At 36.8% G+C, this 23,365-nt stretch carries 20 protein-coding genes; 4 read left to right on the plus strand and 16 right to left on the minus strand.

Features of this window, described 5'->3' with window-relative positions:
- Positions 1-3: 3 nt before the first annotated feature.
- The 6 genes from QM738_RS03040 to QM738_RS03065 form a co-directional block, all read right to left on the minus strand.
- Positions 4-1,197: a glycosyltransferase gene (locus tag QM738_RS03040; protein WP_462275209.1), complete on the minus strand. Its 1,194-nt coding sequence runs from the start codon at positions 1,195-1,197 to the stop codon at positions 4-6.
- Positions 1,198-1,285: 88 nt separating this feature from the next.
- Positions 1,286-2,209, minus strand: a complete 924-nt coding sequence (locus tag QM738_RS03045; RefSeq protein ID WP_462275210.1) for a glycosyltransferase family protein — start codon at positions 2,207-2,209, stop codon at positions 1,286-1,288.
- Between the two features lie 21 nt (positions 2,210-2,230).
- Entirely contained in the window at positions 2,231-3,538 is a 1,308-nt protein-coding gene (locus QM738_RS03050) for a lipopolysaccharide biosynthesis protein (protein ID WP_462275211.1), read from the minus strand.
- A 5-nt stretch (positions 3,539-3,543) separates the two neighbouring features.
- The gene (asnB, locus tag QM738_RS03055) at positions 3,544-5,454 is read right to left on the minus strand and encodes an asparagine synthase (glutamine-hydrolyzing) (protein WP_462275212.1); all 1,911 of its coding nucleotides are present in this window, start codon (positions 5,452-5,454) and stop codon (positions 3,544-3,546) included.
- Positions 5,455-5,519: 65 nt separating this feature from the next.
- Positions 5,520-6,605 (minus strand): glycosyltransferase, encoded by a 1,086-nt coding sequence (locus tag QM738_RS03060; RefSeq protein ID WP_462275213.1) that lies wholly within the window; start codon positions 6,603-6,605, stop codon positions 5,520-5,522.
- Between the two features lie 67 nt (positions 6,606-6,672).
- Positions 6,673-7,647 (minus strand): class I SAM-dependent methyltransferase, encoded by a 975-nt coding sequence (locus QM738_RS03065; protein WP_462275214.1) that lies wholly within the window; start codon positions 7,645-7,647, stop codon positions 6,673-6,675.
- Between the two features lie 205 nt (positions 7,648-7,852).
- On the opposite strand from QM738_RS03065, the gene QM738_RS03070 reads away from it, so the two are divergent.
- The 3 genes from QM738_RS03070 (at position 7,853) to QM738_RS03080 (ending at position 11,129) form a co-directional block, all read left to right on the plus strand.
- Positions 7,853-8,830, plus strand: a complete 978-nt coding sequence (locus tag QM738_RS03070; RefSeq protein ID WP_462275215.1) for a polysaccharide deacetylase family protein — start codon at positions 7,853-7,855, stop codon at positions 8,828-8,830.
- Positions 8,831-8,883: 53 nt separating this feature from the next.
- Positions 8,884-9,642: a formyltransferase family protein gene (locus QM738_RS03075; RefSeq protein WP_462275216.1), complete on the plus strand. Its 759-nt coding sequence runs from the start codon at positions 8,884-8,886 to the stop codon at positions 9,640-9,642.
- A gap of 143 nt (positions 9,643-9,785) precedes the next feature.
- Complete coding sequence (locus QM738_RS03080) at positions 9,786-11,129, plus strand: hypothetical protein (RefSeq protein WP_462275217.1); 1,344 nt, start codon at positions 9,786-9,788, stop codon at positions 11,127-11,129.
- Here QM738_RS03080 and QM738_RS03085 read toward each other — a convergent pair.
- The 9 genes from QM738_RS03085 to QM738_RS03125 all read right to left on the minus strand — a co-directional run bounded on the left by QM738_RS03085 (position 11,106) and on the right by QM738_RS03125 (position 20,893).
- Positions 11,106-12,236: a glycosyltransferase gene (locus QM738_RS03085; RefSeq protein ID WP_462275218.1), complete on the minus strand. Its 1,131-nt coding sequence runs from the start codon at positions 12,234-12,236 to the stop codon at positions 11,106-11,108. The genes QM738_RS03080 and QM738_RS03085 overlap by 24 nt on opposite strands.
- A 32-nt stretch (positions 12,237-12,268) precedes the next feature.
- Positions 12,269-13,231: a GDP-mannose 4,6-dehydratase gene (locus QM738_RS03090; protein ID WP_462275219.1), complete on the minus strand. Its 963-nt coding sequence runs from the start codon at positions 13,229-13,231 to the stop codon at positions 12,269-12,271.
- Positions 13,232-13,261: 30 nt separating this feature from the next.
- A complete protein-coding gene (locus tag QM738_RS03095; RefSeq protein WP_462275220.1) occupies positions 13,262-14,359 on the minus strand; it encodes a glycosyltransferase family 4 protein in 1,098 nt (365 codons plus the stop codon).
- Between the two features lie 11 nt (positions 14,360-14,370).
- Positions 14,371-15,432, minus strand: coding sequence for an acyltransferase family protein (locus QM738_RS03100; RefSeq protein WP_462275221.1), 1,062 nt, complete (start codon positions 15,430-15,432; stop codon positions 14,371-14,373).
- Between the two features lie 57 nt (positions 15,433-15,489).
- Positions 15,490-16,203: a class I SAM-dependent methyltransferase gene (locus tag QM738_RS03105; RefSeq protein ID WP_462275222.1), complete on the minus strand. Its 714-nt coding sequence runs from the start codon at positions 16,201-16,203 to the stop codon at positions 15,490-15,492.
- Positions 16,204-16,220: 17 nt separating this feature from the next.
- A complete protein-coding gene (locus QM738_RS03110) occupies positions 16,221-16,922 on the minus strand; it encodes a hypothetical protein (protein ID WP_462275223.1) in 702 nt (233 codons plus the stop codon).
- A gap of 291 nt (positions 16,923-17,213) precedes the next feature.
- A complete protein-coding gene (locus QM738_RS03115; protein ID WP_462275224.1) occupies positions 17,214-19,148 on the minus strand; it encodes a hypothetical protein in 1,935 nt (644 codons plus the stop codon).
- Positions 19,149-19,236: 88 nt separating this feature from the next.
- Positions 19,237-20,046 (minus strand): FkbM family methyltransferase, encoded by an 810-nt coding sequence (locus tag QM738_RS03120; RefSeq protein ID WP_462275225.1) that lies wholly within the window; start codon positions 20,044-20,046, stop codon positions 19,237-19,239.
- Between the two features lie 4 nt (positions 20,047-20,050).
- Positions 20,051-20,893: a class I SAM-dependent methyltransferase gene (locus QM738_RS03125; protein WP_462275226.1), complete on the minus strand. Its 843-nt coding sequence runs from the start codon at positions 20,891-20,893 to the stop codon at positions 20,051-20,053.
- A 129-nt stretch (positions 20,894-21,022) separates the two neighbouring features.
- Between QM738_RS03125 and QM738_RS03130 the strand changes: the two genes are divergently transcribed.
- Positions 21,023-22,462, plus strand: a complete 1,440-nt coding sequence (locus QM738_RS03130; protein WP_462275227.1) for a lipopolysaccharide biosynthesis protein — start codon at positions 21,023-21,025, stop codon at positions 22,460-22,462.
- A 4-nt stretch (positions 22,463-22,466) separates the two neighbouring features.
- Here QM738_RS03130 and QM738_RS03135 read toward each other — a convergent pair whose 3' ends face one another.
- Positions 22,467-23,351 (minus strand): glycosyltransferase family 2 protein, encoded by an 885-nt coding sequence (locus tag QM738_RS03135; RefSeq protein WP_462275228.1) that lies wholly within the window; start codon positions 23,349-23,351, stop codon positions 22,467-22,469.
- Between the last annotated feature and the right edge of the window lie 14 nt (positions 23,352-23,365).

Genomic DNA, 23,365 nt, shown 5'->3' on the forward strand with positions numbered 1-23,365 from the left:
ATATTATCCCAGTATATTCCTGTAAATAGTTTTATATTTTTCTACTGCCGATGCCAATGAATAAAATTCCTTTGCACCTGTTCTTATCTGCTCCCGGTTAAAAACAATACCGGTATTGATATTGTCTGCCACCGCAGCGTATGCTGTTTCATTAAAATCGTGCACAATCAAGCCTGCTTTATATTGTTCCACTATCATTTCCACATCGCCCACACCGCTGTTGGTTACCAAAGGTATGCCCATTGCCATTATTTCTCCATGCTTTGTGGGCGAAGATGATTGTTTGGAATAGCAGGGTTTGATAAAGAACATAGAATAACTGCTGAGCGAAAGCAGCAGCGGCACCTGTTTGCGGGAAGCTTTTTTAGCCAGAATTTTTTCTGCAGCAATATTTTGTTTAGTCGCGGCTGCAATGATCTCTTCGTGACGATGCGGAGAAATGAACAGGAATTTAACGGCCGGGTTTTTATCACTCAGCACTTTGCAAAAGCGCATCATTTCATCGGTAAGGTACCATCCGCCAATAGAACCCAGGTAACTTACAATGACATCTGTAGCTGCAATGTTAAGTTCCTTTTGCAGTTCAACTTTTTCTTTTTCATTGATCGAAGCGGGGTCAAAAAGTTCCAGGTCGGCGCTGCAGGGTATCACCTGTAAGGGAATATTGCTGCGGTATTCCGGCCAGGTTTTAATGATCTTTTCCGCCGCATACGTAAGGCATACAATACCATCGCTATGCTCCATTTGCTCCTTTTCCTGTTTCCTGAAATATTTATATACAGCTTTGTACAATGGATTTTTTAAATTCCACATATCGCCTTCCACCCTGCTATCGGCATAAAATTCCCTTATATCATTCATGAATTTGATGCCAAATTTCTTTTTCAGCCACAGGCCTACAATTGCGGGTACGCCTGCCCGTGTGTGCACCATATCAAGCCCGTATTTTTTATGGATATTTTTCGCTTCTTTCCGCAGTTTCATAATATCCATTACGGTAGAGAGTACAGGCGGGTTCTTGGTATATTTAATAGGTACCCAGGTAATATTGTAAGGCGCCAGCAGGTTTTGTACCAATGATTCGTTGGCAGCAAAAGCAGCAGGTTTTTCGCAGCTTAATAAAAAAATGTGATAACCATCCGCTGTTAATCCCTGTAAATAAGGGATCACCTGGCTCTGCCCCAGCGGATCGGTCATTCCATCATAAGAAATGAAGAGTATATTTTTAGTTTTGGCCAGTGTAATAAACTTATAAGGTTAGCAAATGTGATTGATCGAAAACTGCTTATTTAAATATATACCTTAGGTAGTGTTTTGCAATAAAAACAAACCTGTATTTGAACGAATGCAGTGCGATATATCTTTTCCTGATGACCTCGTTATTTTGAAGCGGTATTTTGGTAACCGGTATTTCGGCAGCCAGTGCATTATCGTCTATTTTAAAACGGTCATCTGGTTCACAGTTGGTACCGCTGCCATCGTGCCCGATATTGGAGACCAATGATTTTTTCGGGTACAAACATAAACCATCATTTAAAAAAACGGTAGAGTGCCAGATAGCATTCCAGCTTCTTAATTTACCCTGTGCCACAGCCTTTAATCCCCAGTAAAACTCAAAAGTATTATCCATATTGAGTCTTTTGATATTGCCCTTTTTCTTTGCCGCTTCCCTTACAGCCATCGGGTCGAGTTTGAATTTATCCCAGGCCCGTTTCCAGGTTGCCCAGCCCCACGTGGTAGTGTGATAAAAGAAATAAGTAGGCTCATCAATATCATAAGCTTTCAGGTCGGGGCGGGAAAAAGCGGCCACATGCATTACCTGTGGATTATCTTCATAAAAATTCAGCGCATCATTCATGTATTGTAAAAAGCCCGGAGATAATATACCATCATCTTCCATGGCAATTACTTTTCCAAACTGGTTCACCATTTTTGTAACCCCCTCCACATTCGATTTTATCAATCCTTTATTTGCTTCCGCAGCTGTTATGTGTACTTCTTTACACCACTGCTTTTCAGCAGCTACTTTTTTTACTGCTTCAATTGCCGCCCTGGTTTCAGCAGTTGCATCTGGCTTGGGCCCGTCGATATAAATAAATAAAGAAGATTCACTGGCAAGTTTGTTCCTGCTGAGTGATTCCAGCACCTGGCGTGTATGATCGGGCCGGTTGTAAGCAAAAAAAACGATGGGGGCTAAGGTTGATTTCATGTGTTGAGAGGATAATAGGTTTTATGTTGTGACCGCTGCCGGTATTTTCTTTTTAAATTTTTCTGCCACTAGTTTGCGGATAAAAAGGCAAACAAGTAATGTAAAGATGCAGGTATTAATGAGACTCGCCAATGCATCTCCCAAAATCATAAAATTCTTTACCATCAGCGTATTCACTATTACAGAAACTACAACAGAGATCGCTGCCACAGTAAATATCTTTTTCTTGGCTTTGTAATATAATAAAAAAAGAAAGAAATAATTATTCAGTTGCCAGATGAAGGAAGAAAGACTTACCAGTAAAAAAAGATGTATGCCCGGTAAGTATATTTTATTGATAACATAGTAATATAAAAAGAGTACAAATAAAATGCAGGGCACACCCACCGCGATCAGCATTTTAAAATAATGGAAGAATTCTCTTTTTAAAGATTCGATAGTAGCGCTGCCATCGCTGATAGATTTATATACTTTAGGCTGCACATATAAAAAAATGCTTTGTCCCAGGTAACCTACCAGCGTGCCAAACACACATGCAATAGCATATATACCCAACTCGCGGGTATCTACCTTAAAATAAGCCAGGAAAAGTTTGTTGGTGGTGCCCAGCATAAATACGCAGAGCTGAAAGGTAATAACCGGTATGCCGAATTTTATCTCATCGATAATATGCTGTACTGTTAGTGAGAATTGCAGGTAACCGTTTTTGGCGTAATAAAAAAAACCGACCAGGTTACTTACGATCAATGATATGGCAATGCCCCATACCCTTCCTTCCCATCCTTTTAAAAAGAAAACGATCAGCACAACCGACACACTGTACTCAATAAGCGCTTTGCCGATACCAAAATTGCGAAAACGGTTTACTTCGTTGCGGTTGCGTACCAATGCAAACAATTGCTCACTGGCGAAGATCAAAAATGCAAGAAAAGGTATGATGTAAACAAATGAAGGTGGTAGCTGAAATCTTTGCTGTAATGGTTCCCTGAATAAAAATAAAACAGCGGTACCGATCAGTGTAAGTAAAAAAGAAATGATGAAGTTGGAAGTAAAGCTTCTGCTGAATTCTTCTTTTGATTTTTTAAAAAAATCTGCACCTGCTGATTGTATCATTCCCAGCGAAACAAAGGGGCCCATGAGCATCAGGTTACTGGAAAAAAGGCTCAGAATACCGTTATCTTCTGGTTTTAAAAACCGGGGATCGGTAAAAACAGGCACCAACAGCAGTGATATGCCTTTGGAAAAAAAATTGGTGAAAATGTAAGTGGCTACTGACTTATAAGCAGGATTTTTAGTTGCAGTCTTTACCAGGTTTATAATTGCAGCCATGTGTTTTAGTTATTGTTCATCCACTTGTCGTACCACATCTGGAACATAAGGAAAAACCAGATTTTCTCTGCTTTCTCTTTCTTACCCATATAAAATGAGGTGCGCATTTTTTGTACTTCTTCGTTGTTAAATATGCCTTGCTTTTGCACAAAGCTTTCATCAAAATAGGCATTTACAAATGGCTTTAGCTCATTCTCCAACCAATGACTTATGGGAATTCCAAAACCTTTTTTAGGCCTGTCCATCATTTCTTTTGGAATGTATTTATGCACAATTTCTTTGATAATAAACTTTTTGCTGCCGTTGTTATATTTATATTCCATTGGTAATTTTGCAGCCCATTCTATAATCCGATGATCGAGAAATGGCTCCCTACCTTCAAGGCTAACACTCATTGTGGCCCTATCTACCTTTTGAAGGATATCATCCAAAAGGTAGGTTTGATAGTCTATTGCCATCATATAATTGATAAGGGAATAGTATTCTTCCTTTAACTCCGTACTTTCAAAAGCTGTAACCAGTTTACCCACAGGTTTTTGAAACAGCTGCGAAACATCTTTAAAACTAAAATGTTCAGTAAGATTGAGGAAAATATTTTTTTTATCTGAATTTTGTAATATGGATTTTACTTTTTCATAACGGCTATGAAAAAGGTACTTGGTTTTAAAAAATGGTATACTATCTGCAGGTACAGCATCCATGAGTACTGCAGCCGACTTGCGCATAAAACCAGGTATATTTTTTATCTTATTCCCATATTTCATTACGTAATCATACCTGTTATATCCAGCAAATATTTCATCCCCTCCGTCGGCTGATAAAGCCACTGTCACTTTTTCCCTTGCGATTCGGCTTACCAGCGTAGTTGGTATCGCACTGCTGTCAGCAAATGGTTCGTCATAAAAAAATGGCAGCATAGGCACAATTTCCAACGCCTCTTTTTCTGTACAATAATATTCAGTATGGTCAGTACCCAGGTGTTTTGCAGTTTCTTTCGCAAAAGGAGCTTCGTTCAAACCATCATCTGCAACCCCTATTGTAAATGTTTTTATTTTTTGCGTATTATTGGCCTGAAGTAATGCTGTTACGCAAGTACTATCGTATCCACCACTTAAAAACACACCAACAGGTACATCACTTACCATCCTATATTGAAAAGCACTTATAAGCAATTTTTCAGTTTCGGTAATTGCATCAGGCAGATCTATTTTTAGAGGATCAGTATTATAAGCATCATATACGTTCCAGTATTGGCTACTAGCAAGCTCTTTATTTTGAAGGCTTAATTCTATAAAGTGCCCCGGATCAAGTTTTCGTATATTTTTAAAAATACAGTGAGGTGTAGGGATATAGCCATATTGCATATACATAGCTACAGCATCAGTATTTATTTCTTTTACAAAATCAGGATGCTGCATAATTGCTTTTAGTTCTGAAGAAAATAAAAACACCCCATCCTTATAATAATAGAATAGAGGCTTTACGCCTGCCCTGTCCCTGCAGGCAAATATTTTATGATTGGCTTCGTCATAAATAGCAAATGCAAACATGCCGATGAACTGCTGTAACGCAGCACTGCCCCATTCTGCATAAGCATGTAATATTACTTCTGTATCGCTGTGGCTTTGGAATTGATGCCCTTTTGCTTCGAGTGTTTTTTTAATTTCTGCATAATTGTATACTTCACCGTTGAAGGTAATATGCAGGTGCTTATAGTTCATGGGCTGCTTACCGCCTTCGGTAAGATCGATGATGCTGAGGCGTAAATGACCCAGGCCAACAGTAGCCGAATCATCATTATATATTTCATAACCTTCTCCATCAGGGCCACGGTGTGCCATGATGCGGTTCATTTTTTCGAGTGTTTCTCTTGGGGTCTTTTTATTAAAATCTACAAAACCTGAAATGCCGCACATGTTATAGTGATTTTATGGTATGATGGCAAAGGTAAGTATATGTGCTTAAAAACCTTTAAACACGCCTATGCTACCGCAGTGCCCAATGCTTCTGTATAAATTTTACGCAGGCCGGTTACATGCTGGGGTAAAGTAAAATACTGGAGTGCCCGTTGCCTTCCTTTTTCGGCCATGGCCTTTAATTCCTCCGGGGATTTCTGGCTGAAGTTAACCAGTTTGGCCGGCAGGTCATTTTCGTCGGAGAGCGAGAAGTAGGCGGCCGTGTCTTCTCCCTGTTCCCTGAAGGAAGCTATATCACTCAGCAGTAAAGGCATACCCGTAGCCATCGCCTCCAGCACGCTCAACGAAAAGCCTTCGTAAGAAGAGGACATTAAATACAGATCGTATTGCGGTATGATCTCTTCTATATTGGAAACCTCTCCTTTCAGGATCACTTTTGCACCTGTGGCCTCTATCTGTTGCTGAATTTCCTGCTGCATATTGCCTACGCCATAAATATGCAGTTCAATGTTCTTATCTTTTATCTTTTCGAATGCTTTAACTGCCCACAGGTAATTTTTCTGCAGCCTTAAAGCGCCTACCGAAACTACCCGGAAAGTTTTTGTTTCGGCAGCAGGTTTTGTATTACCTGTACCAAAACGGTTCACATCCACAAAAGTGTATAGCGTATGTGCATGGTAAGGTTTTAAATGTAAAAAGGAAAAATATTCGTTGGTGGCGCCTCTTGCAACACCTATGATCGTGCTCTTCCTTAATTTATAAGTAAGCTTATCTAAAAAGCGTACATGCCAGTTCTTGTATTCAATAGAAGTGGTGATAAAAGCATGTATTGTAGTTACGATGGGATATTTACGGGGCACCGATAGCCTTGCAATTACAGTAGGCCAAAAAAGATGCGTATGTATAATGGCCGGGTCTTCTTTTTTTACCAGCTTACGGAACTTAAAGATCGCAAGCGGCAAAGCAAATAAAGAAGAAAGATTGAGGCAGATCAGTTTACTGCATTGCAGTTCGCTGCCCCAGTGGTTCATGGGGAAAAGTGTTACCACCACGTGATCGTATTCAGGTAATTCTTTTATTACCCTTACCACCATGGTTTCGGCGCCACCACGGCCCAAGTTAAAAATAAAGTGAATGATCTTTTTTCTCATAATCGTTACCGGGTTATTATTCGTTAGGGTGAACAATAAAACAATAGCGCAGTTGCAAGAACTGGTATTATTTTTTAATCCCTTTAACTACATAAGAGGTGGAGTTATCAAAACGGATCACACCGCCCCAAACTTTTTCCATACCGCTCTGTTCAAACCATTTTTTTACGGTGGATACTTTTTGTGGCTGATCGTATTGCGGGCTGAACATATCGAAAGTGTCTAGCACACACCATTCCCTTAATTCCTGTTTGGTTAACCCTTCAGGCAAGGTTCCTTTAATATCGCAGATGGGAATAAAACGGTTCACGAATTTACCGATACCGATCTTATTGAAGAAAGTAGTGGCTGCAATCATCCAATCTACATTCTTTTCTATTTTACGCAACAGTTTTTCGTTGCTCCATTTTTTGGTGATAGGCCTGAAGATGTATTTGGCCTGTACCTTGGTCCACCAGCCATTTACACAATAAAAATCCACCACCACTTCTGCACCCGGCTTTGCCATTTCTATCAATGACTGCACGGTTTTTTGTACATCTGGTGTGTGCTGTATCACGCCCAGGCAAAACACTTTGTCAAACTGTCCTTTATCAAAGGGCATTTCGTACACACTTGCCTGGAACAACTGCAGCCTGTTTTGATGATGTCCGTTATTTTTAAAGTTGGCTTCTACAGCATTGCTGTAATCCACACTGTATAAATTAGCTTTTGTATAATCCAGTACAATCTGGGAGAACCTGCCGGCGCCACTGCCCACTTCCAGGATATTTTTATCTTCCAGGTTTTCCTTATCCCAACCGGTTACTGCAAAAAAACGGGTAAAGCTCAGCTTCGAGTTTTTTTGTTCCCGGTCTATCTGCGTAGCGGCAAACTTGTTCCACTGGTAGCCAAAGTTCTGGGTATAGTTGTCATCCTGCACTATACGGTAAGCGCCACCTTTGTAAGGAAAAAGGGTTGAAAGATTGTCTAAAAGGCCGTTGGCCGATTTTTGGAGTGGGGTTTTAGTAAACGGGTTTACTAATGAAATGGCTTGGTTCATGTGTATTGGATTGCTTGGTTTTAGAAAATATCTGAATTATAACGGCACTGTGATCTATTTATTGTGTCGGCCTTAAGATATTATCATTTTTTATAACATTCCAAAGCCTGCTTACCTGATTTTTGCAGGCTGGTATTATATTTAACCCATTTAAAATAAAACAATTAATTTCACGCCAACTACTATTCCGGCTGTTTAAATTTTAATGGATATTACAAGCAATAATAAGGGTGTATTTGTCATTTCCCTGGATTTTGAATTACTCTGGGGGGTATGGGATGTTACCACCAAGGAGAAATATGGGCAGCATATTTTGGGGGTAAAGCAGGTCATTCCGGGGCTTATCGACCTGTTTAAACGCTATGATTTTAAAGCCACTTTTGCCACTGTAGGTTTTTTATTTGCCAAAAACAGGGAGGAATTAATGGCCAGCCTGCCTGCGGTAAAACCCGCTTACAGCAACAGTAATTACAATGTTTACGAAAAAGAACTGCCCTTGGTGGGCCGGGACGAAACCGATGACGCCTATCACTATGGTTATTCTCTTTTTCGCCAGTTGTTAGATACTCAGCACGAAATAGGCACCCATACTTTTTGCCATTATTATTGCCTGGAAGAAGGACAAAGCGCCGAAGAATTTGAAGCTGACGTGAGGGCGGCAAAAAAGATAGCGCTTGATAATAACATACAGCTTTACAGTATTGTGTTTCCGCGTAACCAGGTGAATGAAGATTATCTTCCTGTATTACAGGATAATGGTATCCCTGTTTACCGGGGCAACCCTACTTCGTGGATATATAAGCCCCGGAAATTTGCTGCTGAATTACCTTTTATAAGGCTGTGCCGCCTGTTGGATACTTACCTGCCTGTTTCGGGTTATAATACACATATAATAGCCAAAGAGGAAGGATTGCCTGTAAACGTACCTGCCAGCCGTTTTTTAAAACCTTATAATAAAAGCCTTGCCTGGCTGGAAAAACTGAAGTTGAAAAGGATCATGAATGAAATGACAAGGGCGGCGCAGAAAAATGAGCTATATCATTTGTGGTGGCATCCCCACAATTTTGGTGTGAACATTGCAGAAAATATGAACAATCTTACTATCATACTGGATCATTATAAACAACTGCAGCAAAAGTATGGTTTTGTTAACCTTACTATGAAGGAAGCTGCGGGTTTATAGCCCTTGATTGTTGTACCTTTGCACCTGCAAATAATTATATTCCCTGTTCCCCCATGCAAAATAAAAAAATCGTTTTTCTTGCATCCGATTGCGAATCTTCCCGGTGGGTGTATAATGCCATTATAAAAGATTTTATTATTTCCGCAGCCATCATCGAGCAGCCCATTTCCAAAAAAACTTTATTCAAGGGCCGCATTAAGAGGATCGGTTTTTTTAAAGTGATGGGGCAGGTCATGTTTTCAGTTTTGATAGTACCTTTTTTAAGAAAAAAAGCCCGCAACCGGAAAAATGAATTGATAGCGCAATACCAGTTGAACGATGCGCCTTTTGATAATAACTCCACACACCATGTCAGTTCCGTTAATGATACTGCCTGCAAACAATTACTGGAGCAGCTACAGCCTGATATTGTTGTGGTGAATGGCACCCGTATCATCAGCAAAAAGATATTACAATGCACCAATGCCGTTTTTATCAATATGCATGTGGGCATTACGCCCTGGTACCGGGGCAGCCATGGCGGTTACTGGGCCCTGTATAATAATGATGCTGAAAATTTCGGTACTACCATACACTTTGTGGATGTTGGGGTAGATACCGGTGTAGTGTTAAAACACGTATTCTCCAAGCCATTCCTTGGTGATAATTTTACAACTTACCCGGTTTTACAGGTTGCTACAGGAATTACGGCTCTTAAAGAAGTTTTACAGCAGGTAGTGGAAAATAACTATACTGTTTTAACTAATGACACAAAAGGTAAAATGTATTACCAGCCAACAGTTTGGCAGTACATACTTGGTAAGCCGCATTAATAGCTTTTAAAACAAGTTTTTTAAAGCCATTTAAACCCAATAGTTTTGTGTATATATAATTAAGTTCAATTCTCAGCGGAACATGCAGTAAATTAAAATGTACAATCTTTGAATGTGTACGCTGTGAGTTTTTAAAATTGTTTATGAAGTATATCTCTATTATTGATTACCTTTTATTGCCTATATATATATCACTTTTCTTCCTGATAATAAAGGCAAAAAAAAGTAAATACAGAGAGGTGGGGCTTGATAAATTTTTTGTTACTGCTTTTTTTCTGCATATGATTGGTGCTGTATTGTATGCAATGGTGATTCAATATTATTATGGTTATGGTGATTCCCTAGGGTTTTTTAGAGGCAGCACTTTTATCACTGATCTTACCAAGGAGGAATTTACGCTAAAATATTTTTTTTACCCTGCCAAAAAGCTATCAGACCTGTTTTTGAGTTCTGAAACTGGGGATAATGTAATTGGTTCTATAATTAGTAATGATTCGAACCTGATGGTGATAAAGATTAGTGCAGCGTTTTCACTTCTTTGCTTTAATAAGTATCTTATCATTAGCATTTTTTTTGGTTTTTTTTCATTCATTGGTTTGTGGAATCTCTTTCTTTGCTTTAATGATGCATTACAAGACAAAGCACAAAAAATACTTGCATTTACAATATTATATACACCCTCTATCTGGTTTTGGGGAAGTGGTTTAATGAAAGATTCTATTTGTATTGGTTGTCTGGGATTGCTGATGAATATTTTTTATGGCTTTTTCATCAGAAAAAAAATAAAGCCGGGTAATTTTATTTATGCCGCCATTAGTTTATACCTGTTGATAGTTATTAAAAGTTACATCGCAGCCACATTCCTCTTAAGTTTTTTAGTTTTCTTTATAAGCCATTTTATAAAAAGCCGGAAAAATATAATTGAAAAATGGGTTTATTTTATATTAATAACCATAGGTGGCATGATTATTCTTAATTTAGTGGTTTCTGAATACCTGAAAAGTATTTTGGAGGACTCTCAAACCACTATTGACTCCTTTAAAAATGCTTACGAAAATTTAGATGCAATGGGAGATGCGGGTAGCGGATTTTCAAATATGAAGGATATTGATTTTACACCAACAAGCATCTTGCTAAGAAGCCCCGGAGTAGTATTTACTGTTTTATTCAGGCCGTTTATTTGGGAAATTAAGAACCTGATGATGTTGTTTTCAAGCCTCGAATCGCTCGTGGCTTTATTTGCGCTGATATTTCTTTTATTTAAGTTACGTTTTTTAAAATTTTTCAGCTACATCTTTGAAGACCCTATACTTTTATTTTCGCTGATCTTTATTGTTATACTTAGTGCTATAATCGGATTCAGCACATTTAACTTTGGTACAATGGTGCGCTACAGGATACCTGTTCTGCCGTTTTATGCATTTTTACTAACCAGTATTTTCACCAGGTACAGAGAACAAAAACTACTGCTTGTTAAACCCAATTGACCTGTACCACTCCACTGTTTCTTTTAGCATTCTGCCAGTATTAAAATAGGTTTGATATTTATGAAAAGCGTTGTTGACAATACGCTCTCTTTCTGCAGTATTTTCCAGCAAATAAATAACCTTTTCAGCCAGTGATTTACTATCAAAAGCTGGCACCAGTATCCCAGTTTCATTGTGTGTAATTATTTCATTGCAGGCTTTTACATCAAATGCAACAACAGGCACTTTTAATGCAAACGACTCAATATATACTAATCCAAATGGTTCAAATAAGGAAGGCAGAATAATAATTTCTGACTGAATAAGGTAATTAGCAGGCTTTGATTGAAAACCAAGGAACTCAATATATTTGGTTATACCCAGTTTGTTAGCCACTCTTTGCAAATTTTCTTTTTCGGTACCATTGCCCAATATAAGTAACTTTACTTTCGGGAATTTTTTAATTATTTCGGGCATTGCTTTAAAAAAATAAATATGCCCCTTTATTTCTTCTATCCGGCCAAGCATTATCAATTGTTGAGAAACTTTTGGTTGTTCGGCAGCAGGCTTGTCTATCCTAATTCCATGATGTATGAATGGCATTTTCTTTTTGGTAAAACCCAGTGCCTGGTACAATTCCGCCATTGCGTTTGAAATTGTAATTTGATAATCTATTCTTGAATTTATAAAACGGGAAATAAAATAATACAGGTTATATTGAATTTTCCATGGAGGAGTAATATTCTTTTTAAAATAACTTTCCTGGTAGCCATGTTTAGTTGAAATAATGAGTATCTTTTTTTTGAAAAACATTTTCACTAAAACAGCAATCGCATCTGCTTTAAAAAGATGCGCATGTATATAATCAACCCCTGCATCGCTTGCATATACAGCAATTCGCTTTGCAGTTGATAGCAGGTTGCTCGTTTTTGCGGCAAGCAACTGCGTATTTACTCCATGCTGGATCAATTCTTCGCAAAAAGGATGAAATTTGTATTGGTCTGCTTCTGGTGTTACACAAATAAGCTCACAGTTTATTCCAGAATTTTTAAGACCGGGTAAAAGATCCAACAGGTATTTTTCTGCTCCGGCTACCTGCTTTGAATATATAAGATGCAAAACTTTCATTACAAAGAGTTCGTTTTAAATAATACGGTGTTTTATTCACTCTTATTTTCTGAATAGTACCAGTGAACAAACCTCTTAATACCGTCATTAATATCTATCCTGGGGTTATAATTGATCAGTTTATTTGCTGATGTTATATCGGCATAGGTTATTTCTACATCGCCGGGCTGCATTTCTTCGTATACAACATTTTCTTTTTTATCCATTTCTTTATAAATAATTGAAACAAGTTCTTTCAATGTAACTGGCCTGTTATTACCAAGATTCAATGTTTCATATAAGTTACTATTATTTAAACAATAGGTTAACGCATTGATTATGCCTGTTACTGTATCATCAATAAAAGTATAATCCCTGGCAGTTTTTCCATCCCCAAAAAGGTGTAGGGGTTCGTCTTTTGAAATTTTATGAACAAATTTATGAATGGCAAGATCGGGCCTTTGCCTGGGGCCATATACCGTAAAAAAGCGCAGGTTAATTATGTCTTTTTTGTACAGGTGATGAAAAGTATAATTCATCAGTTCGCAAGCCTTTTTTGTAAACGCATAAGGTGAGATAGGGTTATCAACATTGTCTGTTTCGCTGAATGGAGTTTTAATGTTATTACCATATACTGATGATGAAGATGCGAAAACCATTTTATGGATATCTTGGCTCTTCATAAAATCATGTACCTGCTGAGTGCCGGTTATATTGCATCGAATATAGCCTTCCGGGTCATCAATGCTGGGCCTTACCCCGGCCTTTGCAGCCAGGTGGATGACCGCATCGATATTTTTTTCTTTTACCTGGCCAAGTCCATCGCAAATATCGGCTTCATAAAACACGAAATTATGATGGGAGATAAAAGATTCCATGTTTTTTTCTTTAACCGATCTTTCGTAAAACAGGTCAAAATTATCAACGCCAATCACTCTAAAACCTTTAGCTAATAATAAGCTGCAAACATGGCTTCCGATAAAGCCAGCACATCCTGTAACCAATATTGTATTCATATAAGTAAATTCATTTTTTTTGACACGGCACTATTCTTCAAATACCGTTTTATATTGTTGAAACATACGCTTACTACTATAATTATCCTGGGCAAAATCATAAGCCCGAACCGAGATCTCGGACGCCTTGCCCGGATTATTGATAAGCGATAGAATAGCATCAGCCATTGCAATTGCATTTTCTGGGGGTATTAGCAATCCAGTTTCATTATCTTTTATCATATTGTTAACTCCTAAAACATCAGATGCAACTACCGGTTTTTTACAAGCCATAACCTGCATTATTGCAGTACTCATAGTTTCGCCGAGGGTAGCGTGCACATAAATATTCAGTGAATTAATGAAGGCCGGTAATGCTTTTTCTTCCAGCATACCAAGAAAGGTTACCTGCTTTTCTATTCCTTCATTTTCAGCCTGCGTTTCAAGTGCCTGTCTGCAATCGCCATCTCCTGCAATTATTAACTGCATAGGCTTTCCTGTTATATTTTTATCAAGTACTATTTTAAAGGCCTTTAATAAAGTTTTATGATCTTTAATAGCAATAAGCCGGCTTTGCATACCCACCACTATACTATTATTTTCCTGCGAAGTTGTTGGATGGTATATTTTAAAATCGATACCATTGGGTATTACTTTTGTTCGTTTATGAGAATAAAAGAAGCGTAATTTTTTTTGTATAGTATCATTATACTCATTACTTAGAAAAACCACCTTTGTTGCAAATAAAAGTGCGAATGATAACCCTAGCCATTCCTGCTTTGTTTTAAGATGATTAGCCTGTGTTTCCCGTACAATTATTTTCATCTTTTTAGAAGTTGTAGCTGTAGCCCATTTTGCCGGGAATATATATGCACTGGAGTGTAAAAAGATTATATCCGGCTTAGTTTTTTTAATAATATCCTTAATTTTTTTATACGCAGCTATATCTATCCCCGGTTTTTTCTTTACAAAATACCAAGGTATATTTTTTTCCGTTGCCTTTTCTATATATAAATTTCGAACGTCTTCTACACCAAAAAAAATTACTTCATATTCAAAATGCCTTGTTTCATCTGCATCAACCATCGAAAAAAAAACATTTCCATGCCCCCCAAGACCCGAGTAAGCCACATGTAAGACTTTTATCATCCTTTATATTATTATCTGAAAAATGAGTTTAATTTTTTGATCAAAGGTTTTTCTACTTTTTTGTAAACCACTATACCTAGTATACTAACAATGATCAGAAGAGCCAAGCTTAAAGTCTGCAATATAAATGTACTTGAAAAATTTAACCTGACAACTACTTTATAAAATGCAGCTACCACAGGCAGATGAATCAAATAAATTGAATAAGAGGCATTGCCCAGGTCAACGAATATCTTAGCAATATTAACTTTCTTTGTTAGCTCCCATTTTACCAGCGAGAGTATCACTAAAAAAGAAGGCACTCCAAAAAATAAAACTCTTTCAGTGCCATTCTTTGTCATTCCGGAAAAATATCCCATATTGGCAGCTCCGGCTAAAAAAAGCAGCAGCCCTGTTATTAAAAAAGGATATATCCATTTTGAAGGAAAGCGATGCACTATTAAGGCTACTAGTACCCCTAAAAAAAACTCCATATTCATAGGAAATAGTAGCAAGGCGACAAAACTGTTCATGCTGGCTAAATCAAATAAATTCAGAACTCCCGATACTATCAACACTAAAGAGTAGGCTACCATCAGGTACAGCGTTATTTTTTTATAAGGTATTAAAACCGCTACTGAAAAAAGTAAGTAAAAAAAGAGTTCATTGGTTAAAGACCAGCTTACGCCATTTATCATGATATGGTTAGGGAACAGTAAGTAAGTGCTGCAAATATTGGTAAATGTAAGATCAAAGTGTGTTTTATAAAAAGAGAAAAAAATAATTTGTATAAGCAGGAAAATACTAATTGTAATCCAGTATATGGGGAATATCCGTATTATCCTTCTTTTAATAAAAGTAAGGAAGGCTCCGGATTTTGCGATATTTCCTGCACTGGAATAAGTAATAATAAACCCACTCAGTACAAAAAAAATGTCTACCCCACTTCCTCCAAACTTAAAGATATTGAAGAGGAAGGCACCAGGAAGGTTTTCAGAATAATTGATCGTAATATGCAACAGCACCACTAACAAACTGGCTATACCCCTCAACATTTGAATAAGTTGCAGATTTTTATGCTGTGTGTCTATCATTCGTGGATATGCTTGACTGAATTTACACTGTCATTGTATAAAAGGCAGAACAGAGATTTAGGCCTCTTTAGTTAAAACCATTAGTGAAAAACCACCGAGAGTTTTAACAGTAAAGTCGGGTTTTATTTTAAACCCTATGCGGCGCAAAAAATTCATAAACCTGGTAAATAAGGAGATATTTTTATTATGTACTTCCAGGGCAGTTTTGGTATAAAACCAATCAATTACTTCCTGCCCTGAGTCTTTTAGAGTTGCCAAAGCAGTAAACTGGTTATAGTAATGAATATGGCCCCCAGGCTTTCTTACATGTTTGAAGTTATTTATTAGGATAGAGTATACCGACATATCTAAAGGGATATGATATATTTTGTAAGTAGCTTTTTGGCCGGCTTTCTTTATAAAACCTAAATAATCATCCACGTGTTCAAATACATCAATCATTAGTAACAAATCATACTTATTAGAAGTCTGCAGCAGGTCTTCCTGGTAAAAAACCAATCTTTCTTTTTGTCGTTCCAGGCACAGCTTGAAGGCATCGGGAGCAATTTCATATCCTGAAAATTCAATTGATTTGTCGTTTATTCTTCCGTGTAACTGATTCAGTATTTCCCCTGCCCCACAGCCAATTTCAACAACAGTTTTTGGCTGCAGTTTATTCCTCTCTAGCATTTTCAATATTTGCGTGGCTTTCCAGGCCGAATCTTCAATATGCCAGGTTGGGTTAATATTCAGGTACTCACTATTGGTTGCTGTAAATGCTGTATTCGACATTTTGATGATTTTATTTTTTAAACAAATATAGTCTTTGCATTCTCAAGCTGATGACTTATTAGTTGTTCATGATTAAAAAACTCTACTTGGGGCAGTTGCTTTAAATACCGCATCCAGTTTAGGGTATATTCATAATCCAGGCAATAATCATGACTGTTTAAAACTCCTGTAATACAGGGATAATCTTTATCTAAAAGCGTATTCATAAACCTTGTTGCATCATAAGGGAAGGGCGTATCAAGTCCGCAATGAAGATTTTGGATATGCAGCAGTTTTTTATCATTAAGGGATGTATAAAAAGATTCTCCATACTTTATCCCGTTTTTTTTCGTCATTTCAATTGTAAACGGGTTCCATAAATTGGGAGATTTGGAGATCGTATAATCATACATAATGTTATTGGCCAAAAGTAATTCAATAATATCTTTGTTGATAAACCACCAGCCGCCTGAATAGGTATTGTTGTGCGATACATTGTTTTCCTTGAACCAGTTTATCTGATCAGTAAATTGTTTATACAACACATCATAATTGTACTTATCATTATCCTTTCGAATGCAATAATCATTGTTCTCAAATTTTTCCGGATCATGCCAAAAGTGCCCGTGAAAGCCAATGTGTGCAACCTCGCTAAGTTCCTGCATACGGTTGATATACTCCTGGTTAGTGCAATTAAACAGCCGCATCCCCTTTTCCACTCTTTTGTTTGGAGGCGTCATCGTAACGCAAATACACTTTGTTCCGGTTATGGCAATATATTCTTTACAAAACCGTATAAGTGTGTTATGTATTGCAGGATTAAATATTTCTTCCGTATGAAAAACAAAGCCAAGTTTGAGTGTGATCTCCTTTGGGAATTTTGCAGGATTAAAATAATAGTATGTACTTTTTAATAGATTTTTAAGCCCCATTTTCTTTTTATTATTTTCCTCTTCAGTTTATTTTAAACTTGTGAAATGTTTGCAAAGTTACTATAACTTTATTTACGCTGTATTTTAAAGGTATTTTCCTTATAGAATTCTCCATTTTTTTCCGGTCGATTGAATTGTAACTGAACTTCCTGCACTCAAAGTTTGCTGCGCCTGGTCGTTAACAGAATTACCGATTGTCTGCCGGTTTGAAGAGATGATTGTAATTTTACCCAACCCGCTATTTACTATTACATACATCCGCCCAATTATACCTTCTGCTGAAGGTAAAATTACTGAAAACGAATTTTGTGTACAATCAATAGTGTAATCGTTTTCGCCTATAGAATAATTAGCGGTTACAGCTATATATGCAGTAGCAAAGGATCCATTTACCTGTAATGCAGATGCAGGATTTGTTGTGCCAATACCCACCCTGTTACTCAAAAGATTGTTTCCATAAATGTTAGCCCATCTTTGAGTTGTTTTGCCCAAATCCATCATATTATCTCCTCTATAAGGATAAAAAGATTTGCCGGATGCAGCAGTAGTATAATTACCATTAGAAATCATCAGCATTAATGAATCGTAGTAAGTAACGCCTCCGTAGTTGCTGTTGGTATTGGCCATCCTTAATTCAGTAAATATGGATGGGGATGTTAGCCTCATTAATTGATGGTTAGTGCCGGTAGCGCTTATAGAAAAGGTTGATGGGCTTTCGCCCACCCCTAATTTATCTACCTGGGTACCTGCCTTATCGCTGCCGTAAATTATGTAAGTTCCATTTAAAACCCGCACTAAAATACCTCCCATTACTTCTGAACCAATATCTCCTCCCTCGTAAGACGACCTGTTATTTAGTATTACAGGGGGCTGAAAACTCTCCGTATAGCAATGATCAAATCTGCTGTAGGCATTGGGATTAGCAATAATTGCAACTCCACCGCTCCAGTATTTTTTTGAAGGCTCCCAGGAAACAGCCCCGCCTACAGGAGCAATTTTATACCAATAAGCTGGATTTTGATCAGGCCTTTTACCCGTATTATTTAATTTATCAACAGGAGCGTAATAGTTATTGTTATACGTTACCACCACGCCGCCCTGTTTTCCGTTATTGCTGAAATGACAATTCCTGTATAAATTACCCAACAAACCATTATCGTATACTCCCCATCGTTTATTGTTTACAAACGAACAATTATTGATATCTATCACATTAGCATCGCACCCTTCAATAGATAGTCCATTCATACAATTGTAAGTCTGTACTCCTTCAAGTATACTTTGATCTGCATTCCCCTCAATCCGGCTTCCTGGTGTAGCACAGGCTGCAATATGCACTCCATCTCCTGCTATATTGTAAGCATAAATATTGTGTAAGTAGGTAAATACTCCTGTTTCTATAGCATGTGCGGTAGAATCAATTTCACCTTGAATTGTTTCCTGCTGAATAAATAAATTCTCCAGACTTATATGTGTAGCTACAGAAGATTGCAAACTAAAACCCTTTGTATTAGGAGGAAAAAGCAATACCGTTTTAGGATTATTGGCAGTTCCATCTCCCACAATCTTTATGTCTTTATCAAGTGTAATAGTAGATAAGAAGTAGTACTGTTTATAATCGCTGTTTACATACGGAATATATACTGTATTAAATTGTTTATGGGCATACACGTATTTTACTGCTGCCATAAATTTCGTATAACTATCATTTACTTGTTTAGACAGGCCTACAACATAAGGACGTATACCATACCATTGTACATTGACCACATTGTTATCTGCTTTTCTTATCCATTTCCTGTTAAGGCCATCCTTAAATATCATACCATTATCCACGCTGTCTGGCCCGTTATATAAAGAAAACTGCCCACCCCTTAAATTATTTTGTATAAAAATTGAAGTGGCAGATTTAACAGAGAATGTTGCAAGATCAGTAACATCAGCAATTATATTTTGAGCATTGGGCAACTCATTTTGAGACCTTGCTAAAAAAAAACACCCCTGTAAAATAACAGATATTATCAAAATTTTCATACCCAAAATTTATAGATGGGAGATTTTATTGATTTAGTCCTTTAAAACAACACGATCATTTGTGCTTTTCATTAAAATCCCCGGCTTTTCAGGGAGTTAAAACCACCTCAAAACAATCAATATGATTGCAAAATTCGCGCTCGTCAATTATTTTTTTGTTTTTACTAATGGTATAACCCATAGATACAATTAAATCAAATAACTCTATCATTATTTTATCAGACGGCACAAAAACTCTTGGGTGAACTTCTAACGTTATGTAAGGTTTATATTGCCTGATCGTTTTTTGGCCCCCTTTCAATATTTCCAACTCTGCTCCTTCTGCATCAATTTTTATAAAGTCCAGCCTGCTTAATTTTTTTTCTTCAAAAAAATCGTCCAGCGTTACCGTTTTTACAGTAATGCCGTGGGAAGTTCCTGCGGGATTAAGTGGAGACAGGCTGTTACCACTGGAAATTTTTGAATTACTATAAATATAAAAAGTTAGTTCTCCTGCCTTCTCGGCCATTGCCATCTGATTAGCTTCAACTGTATTTTCCAAGTGATTATAGGCTATTGTATGCTGCAACATTTTATAGGTAAGTGGTGCAGGCTCAAAACTAAATACCTTGCCCGTTTTTCCTACCTGGCATGCCAGAAAATAGGAAAACACCCCCATATGAGCACCAATATCAAAAACAACATTTCCTTCTTTGCAGTGTATTTTGATAAAATCTGTTTTATCAACTTCATACTCGTTAGGATAAACCCAACTGAATTTGAATGGCACCAAAATTTTCTTATCATTAATTTTTTTGCGGTATCCGTTTTTGAAAAACAGGGCGCTATTTATATCGTTATAAATAAAAGTGCGTAAGCCCCACCTGTATACTTTTCCCAAATTTTGTTTAAGCCCCATAAAATCATTTTCGTGTTATTATAATAAAGCCATTAGATTTGAACTGGTCTCTTAAATTACTCAAAAAACCCTGAGAGGCTTTGTTATTTTCAATTATTGAAGAGTGTATTTTTACTACAATTTCATGCTTATTATCTGCAAAAAGTTTAGTCCATTTTGCCGGAGAATAGATCAGCAGCTCTTTCATAAAGCTGTTTGCTTCATCATCCGGGGGTGGCAGTAACCTGGTATGGCTACTTTTTTTTGTATTCATTTCCCCTGATACTGTGGCATCTTTCTTTGAAGTTGAATTCTTTTTTTGAAAAGGCCAGTTCAACATTTTTTTACAAGCCGCTTTATAATAGTTTTTTGTTGTAGTGATACGATTACCTGTAGATGGCAGTATACAGAAAAAATATCCGCCGGGGCGCAACACCCTTTTTATCTCAGCCAACGCTTCAGGTTTATTGGGAACATACTGAAACGCATAGGAGCTATATATCATATCAAACGAGTTATCAGGAAAGGGAAGTTTCTCCGCATTTGCGTTAACCACAGTTACATTGGTAACACCCACTTGCTCTATAAAATCTCTTGTAAGTTCAAGCCCCCGGGAATGCTTTATCATACTGCCAAAGTCTATATCACTCGCAACCAAATGGTCACTGATTACAGACAAAAATGCCGACTGGTATCCTATACCACAACCTATCTCGAGTGCACTAGAAAAATGCTTTTCAGGAAAATAGTTATAAAATTTAACAAACTCCTCGTATCGCATAGAATAATACCCATTCCATATTTCAAAACCCCGAAGTTCAGAGCAACACCGTTCATAAATATTTTTCATCTTCAATAGTGGATCCATATCAAATTACAGGGAGGCTAGTTAATATAAATTTGCCATAAATACCGGACACGTAAAAGTACGTATAAAAGCGCAGATTTAAACCGCAGAAATAGTATTTTTGTCATTTACTATTCATTTATATAAAAGATGAAAAAACAGATATTTTTAGCCTCAGTTGTGTATACTTTTTTATCTGTTTTACAACCCTTATCCAATTTTATATTACTGCCTGTTTATACTAAATATTTTTCAGAATCACAATATGGTATTTTTTCCATACTCAATAACCTGAACATTCTTTTTACTATCCTGGGAGGTTTAAGTATTATACATGCAATTATTGCGTTTTATTCCAGCTATTCAGACAAGTTTGAACTTAACCGTTATGTAGGTAACGTGCTTTCATTCGCTACCGTTTTTAATATTGGTTTACTCTTGTTAACATGCATTTTTGGCAACCGGTTGTTCAGTCTTATCTTTAAAGAGCATATTAATTACTTTCCCGATGGCCTGCTTACTGTTAGTTATGGCCTACTTACTAATATCATAACCGGGTATCTTTTCTTTTTAAAATATGAGAAAAATGTTTTTCGTTTTGCGTGGATCAGCATTATACAGTTTGTATTAAACACTGCAATGCAATACGTTTTCATTGTTTATCTTAAACTCGGTATCACAGGCGCTTTAACTGCAAGGGTAATTGTTGCATTTGCTTGTTTTTTACTTGTACTATTGTGCCATTACAGGTATTTGTTTTTTCATATTGATTTTGGTAAGTTTATAAAACCGTCTTTAAAATATTCCATCAACACAATACCTTCTTCATTAATAGCCTGGTTAAGCAGTTATGGAGACCGTTTTTTAATTGAGCGTTTTATTGATATGAAATCACTGGGTATATATAGTTTTCTATCTACCATAAGCTCCTTAACCGAAATGGGATTTCTTGCATTAGGCGCTGCTTTACAACCTTTTGTTTTTGATTTCTTTAAAGTCGAAAACAAAGAAAAATCACACCATCTTTACAGGTTGTTTCTTTTATTGTCAACTTGCCTTGCATCTTTTATTATTATGGCTGGCTCAAACTTAGACTTACTGATCAGCAATAAGGGTTACCTGGAAATTGTAAAATATTTGCCTGTAATGACAATTGGCTATATATTTTCTGCCGTCACTTATTTATTCAGTCTGCAGATCATTTATGCCAAAAAATCCCATTACTTTATTTATTTCGGCATCATTGTTCTGTTTACAAATATATCACTTAATGCAGTGCTTATTCCTCCGTATGGTATTTGGGGTGCTGTAGTAACAAGTGTATTAACAAAATTAATTGGTGCAATAAGCAGTATATATTTTGCAAGACGTTCCTTTTCCATTTCTTTCAAAAAGAGTAACTATACCACACTGGCAATGCTTATTTTGCTTATTTTGTTTTGTTGGTGGCTGGCCAACGCCGGTTACGTTGCTTACAGGACAACAGCCATACTGCAATTTATCGCCATCATTGTATTTATGGGCATTGTTTACAAAAAACTAATACTGCAATCCTACCAGGATGTTCTATTATCAATTAAGAAAAAATAGAAAATCACCATTTTATTAGTAAATACTTTACTACTGCAAGAAACCTCCTGGAAAATAGTAAGGAAGGAGTAATCTTTATGGCCCTGAATAAAGTAGTAACAGACTGTATTTTTTGCCCCCTTAAAGCATAGTTTAATGCCGCCAGGGATATTTTTTCCGATTTTACATAAGGAAGATATTTTCTCCCATATGTTGTCATATACTGTTCATCTTTTTGTAGTTCGCCTACCAGTATATTCATGCGTTTTAATATTTTTTCAGGTGCATCTGTTAACATACTTCTTTGATCATGTTGTACTAGAGAAGATGTAATTATTGGTATACCGTGAAAAGTATACCTGGCAGATAGTGTTAACCATAAAAGCAGGTCTTCAGAAACAGCTATTTCTCTATTTTCAGAAAAAGGATATTTTACTGCAATATCTTTTCTAATAAAAACCGAATTACATCCTAAAGGGCTTTGTTTTTGCAACAAAATATTTGCGGGGCCGTTAATCTTTACTTCTTTAAGTACTTTTTTTTCCATTACCAAATTATATCCCAAGGTAAAAACTTCAGGATGATTATATTTTTCAATAGTTGCAACTGCTGTTGAAATATGATCAGGCAAGGCCAGATCATCAGAATCAAAAAAATTAACATAGCTGCCGTTTGAATGTTTTGTTCCGAAATTCCTCGCAGCCCCACGTTCTGCATTGTTTTTTTTATAATAGTTTACTCTTGGGTCGGTAAAAACCGAAACAGCCGCTTCTGTATCATCAGTACTACCGTCATCAACAATAATTATCTCAAAGGATGGATAATTCTGATTAAGAAAAGAGGTGATCGTTTTTCCAATAAGATTTGCACGGTTATATGTTGGTATTACAATTGATATTAAAGTTGTCATCTTTTTATAGAATA

This window comes from Ferruginibacter sp. (genome assembly GCF_049840995.1).
In the GTDB taxonomy this organism is placed as follows: Bacteria; Bacteroidota; Bacteroidia; order Chitinophagales; family Chitinophagaceae; genus Ferruginibacter.

What these genes read in the sequence shown, in the direction of transcription:
- QM738_RS03105 (WP_462275222.1), bottom strand. Translation starts at nt 16,203, where the DNA reads ATGTCGAATACAGCATTTACAGCAACCAATAGTGAGTACCTGAATATT.
- QM738_RS03135 (WP_462275228.1), bottom strand. Translation starts at nt 23,351, where the DNA reads ATGACAACTTTAATATCAATTGTAATACCAACATATAACCGTGCAAAT.
- QM738_RS03075 (WP_462275216.1), top strand. Translation starts at nt 8,884, where the DNA reads ATGCAAAATAAAAAAATCGTTTTTCTTGCATCCGATTGCGAATCTTCC.
- QM738_RS03090 (WP_462275219.1), bottom strand. Translation starts at nt 13,231, where the DNA reads ATGAATACAATATTGGTTACAGGATGTGCTGGCTTTATCGGAAGCCAT.
- QM738_RS03060 (WP_462275213.1), bottom strand. Translation starts at nt 6,605, where the DNA reads ATGAGAAAAAAGATCATTCACTTTATTTTTAACTTGGGCCGTGGTGGC.
- QM738_RS03110 (WP_462275223.1), bottom strand. Translation starts at nt 16,922, where the DNA reads ATGACGCCTCCAAACAAAAGAGTGGAAAAGGGGATGCGGCTGTTTAAT.
- QM738_RS03040 (WP_462275209.1), bottom strand. Translation starts at nt 1,197, where the DNA reads ATGACCGATCCGCTGGGGCAGAGCCAGGTGATCCCTTATTTACAGGGA.
- QM738_RS03085 (WP_462275218.1), bottom strand. Translation starts at nt 12,236, where the DNA reads ATGAAAGTTTTGCATCTTATATATTCAAAGCAGGTAGCCGGAGCAGAA.
- asnB (WP_462275212.1), bottom strand. Translation starts at nt 5,454, where the DNA reads ATGTGCGGCATTTCAGGTTTTGTAGATTTTAATAAAAAGACCCCAAGA.
- QM738_RS03065 (WP_462275214.1), bottom strand. Translation starts at nt 7,647, where the DNA reads ATGAACCAAGCCATTTCATTAGTAAACCCGTTTACTAAAACCCCACTC.
- QM738_RS03080 (WP_462275217.1), top strand. Translation starts at nt 9,786, where the DNA reads ATGAAGTATATCTCTATTATTGATTACCTTTTATTGCCTATATATATA.
- QM738_RS03095 (WP_462275220.1), bottom strand. Translation starts at nt 14,359, where the DNA reads ATGATAAAAGTCTTACATGTGGCTTACTCGGGTCTTGGGGGGCATGGA.
- QM738_RS03130 (WP_462275227.1), top strand. Translation starts at nt 21,023, where the DNA reads ATGAAAAAACAGATATTTTTAGCCTCAGTTGTGTATACTTTTTTATCT.
- QM738_RS03125 (WP_462275226.1), bottom strand. Translation starts at nt 20,893, where the DNA reads ATGGATCCACTATTGAAGATGAAAAATATTTATGAACGGTGTTGCTCT.
- QM738_RS03070 (WP_462275215.1), top strand. Translation starts at nt 7,853, where the DNA reads ATGGATATTACAAGCAATAATAAGGGTGTATTTGTCATTTCCCTGGAT.
- QM738_RS03100 (WP_462275221.1), bottom strand. Translation starts at nt 15,432, where the DNA reads ATGATAGACACACAGCATAAAAATCTGCAACTTATTCAAATGTTGAGG.
- QM738_RS03120 (WP_462275225.1), bottom strand. Translation starts at nt 20,046, where the DNA reads ATGGGGCTTAAACAAAATTTGGGAAAAGTATACAGGTGGGGCTTACGC.
- QM738_RS03115 (WP_462275224.1), bottom strand. Translation starts at nt 19,148, where the DNA reads ATGAAAATTTTGATAATATCTGTTATTTTACAGGGGTGTTTTTTTTTA.
- QM738_RS03045 (WP_462275210.1), bottom strand. Translation starts at nt 2,209, where the DNA reads ATGAAATCAACCTTAGCCCCCATCGTTTTTTTTGCTTACAACCGGCCC.
- QM738_RS03050 (WP_462275211.1), bottom strand. Translation starts at nt 3,538, where the DNA reads ATGGCTGCAATTATAAACCTGGTAAAGACTGCAACTAAAAATCCTGCT.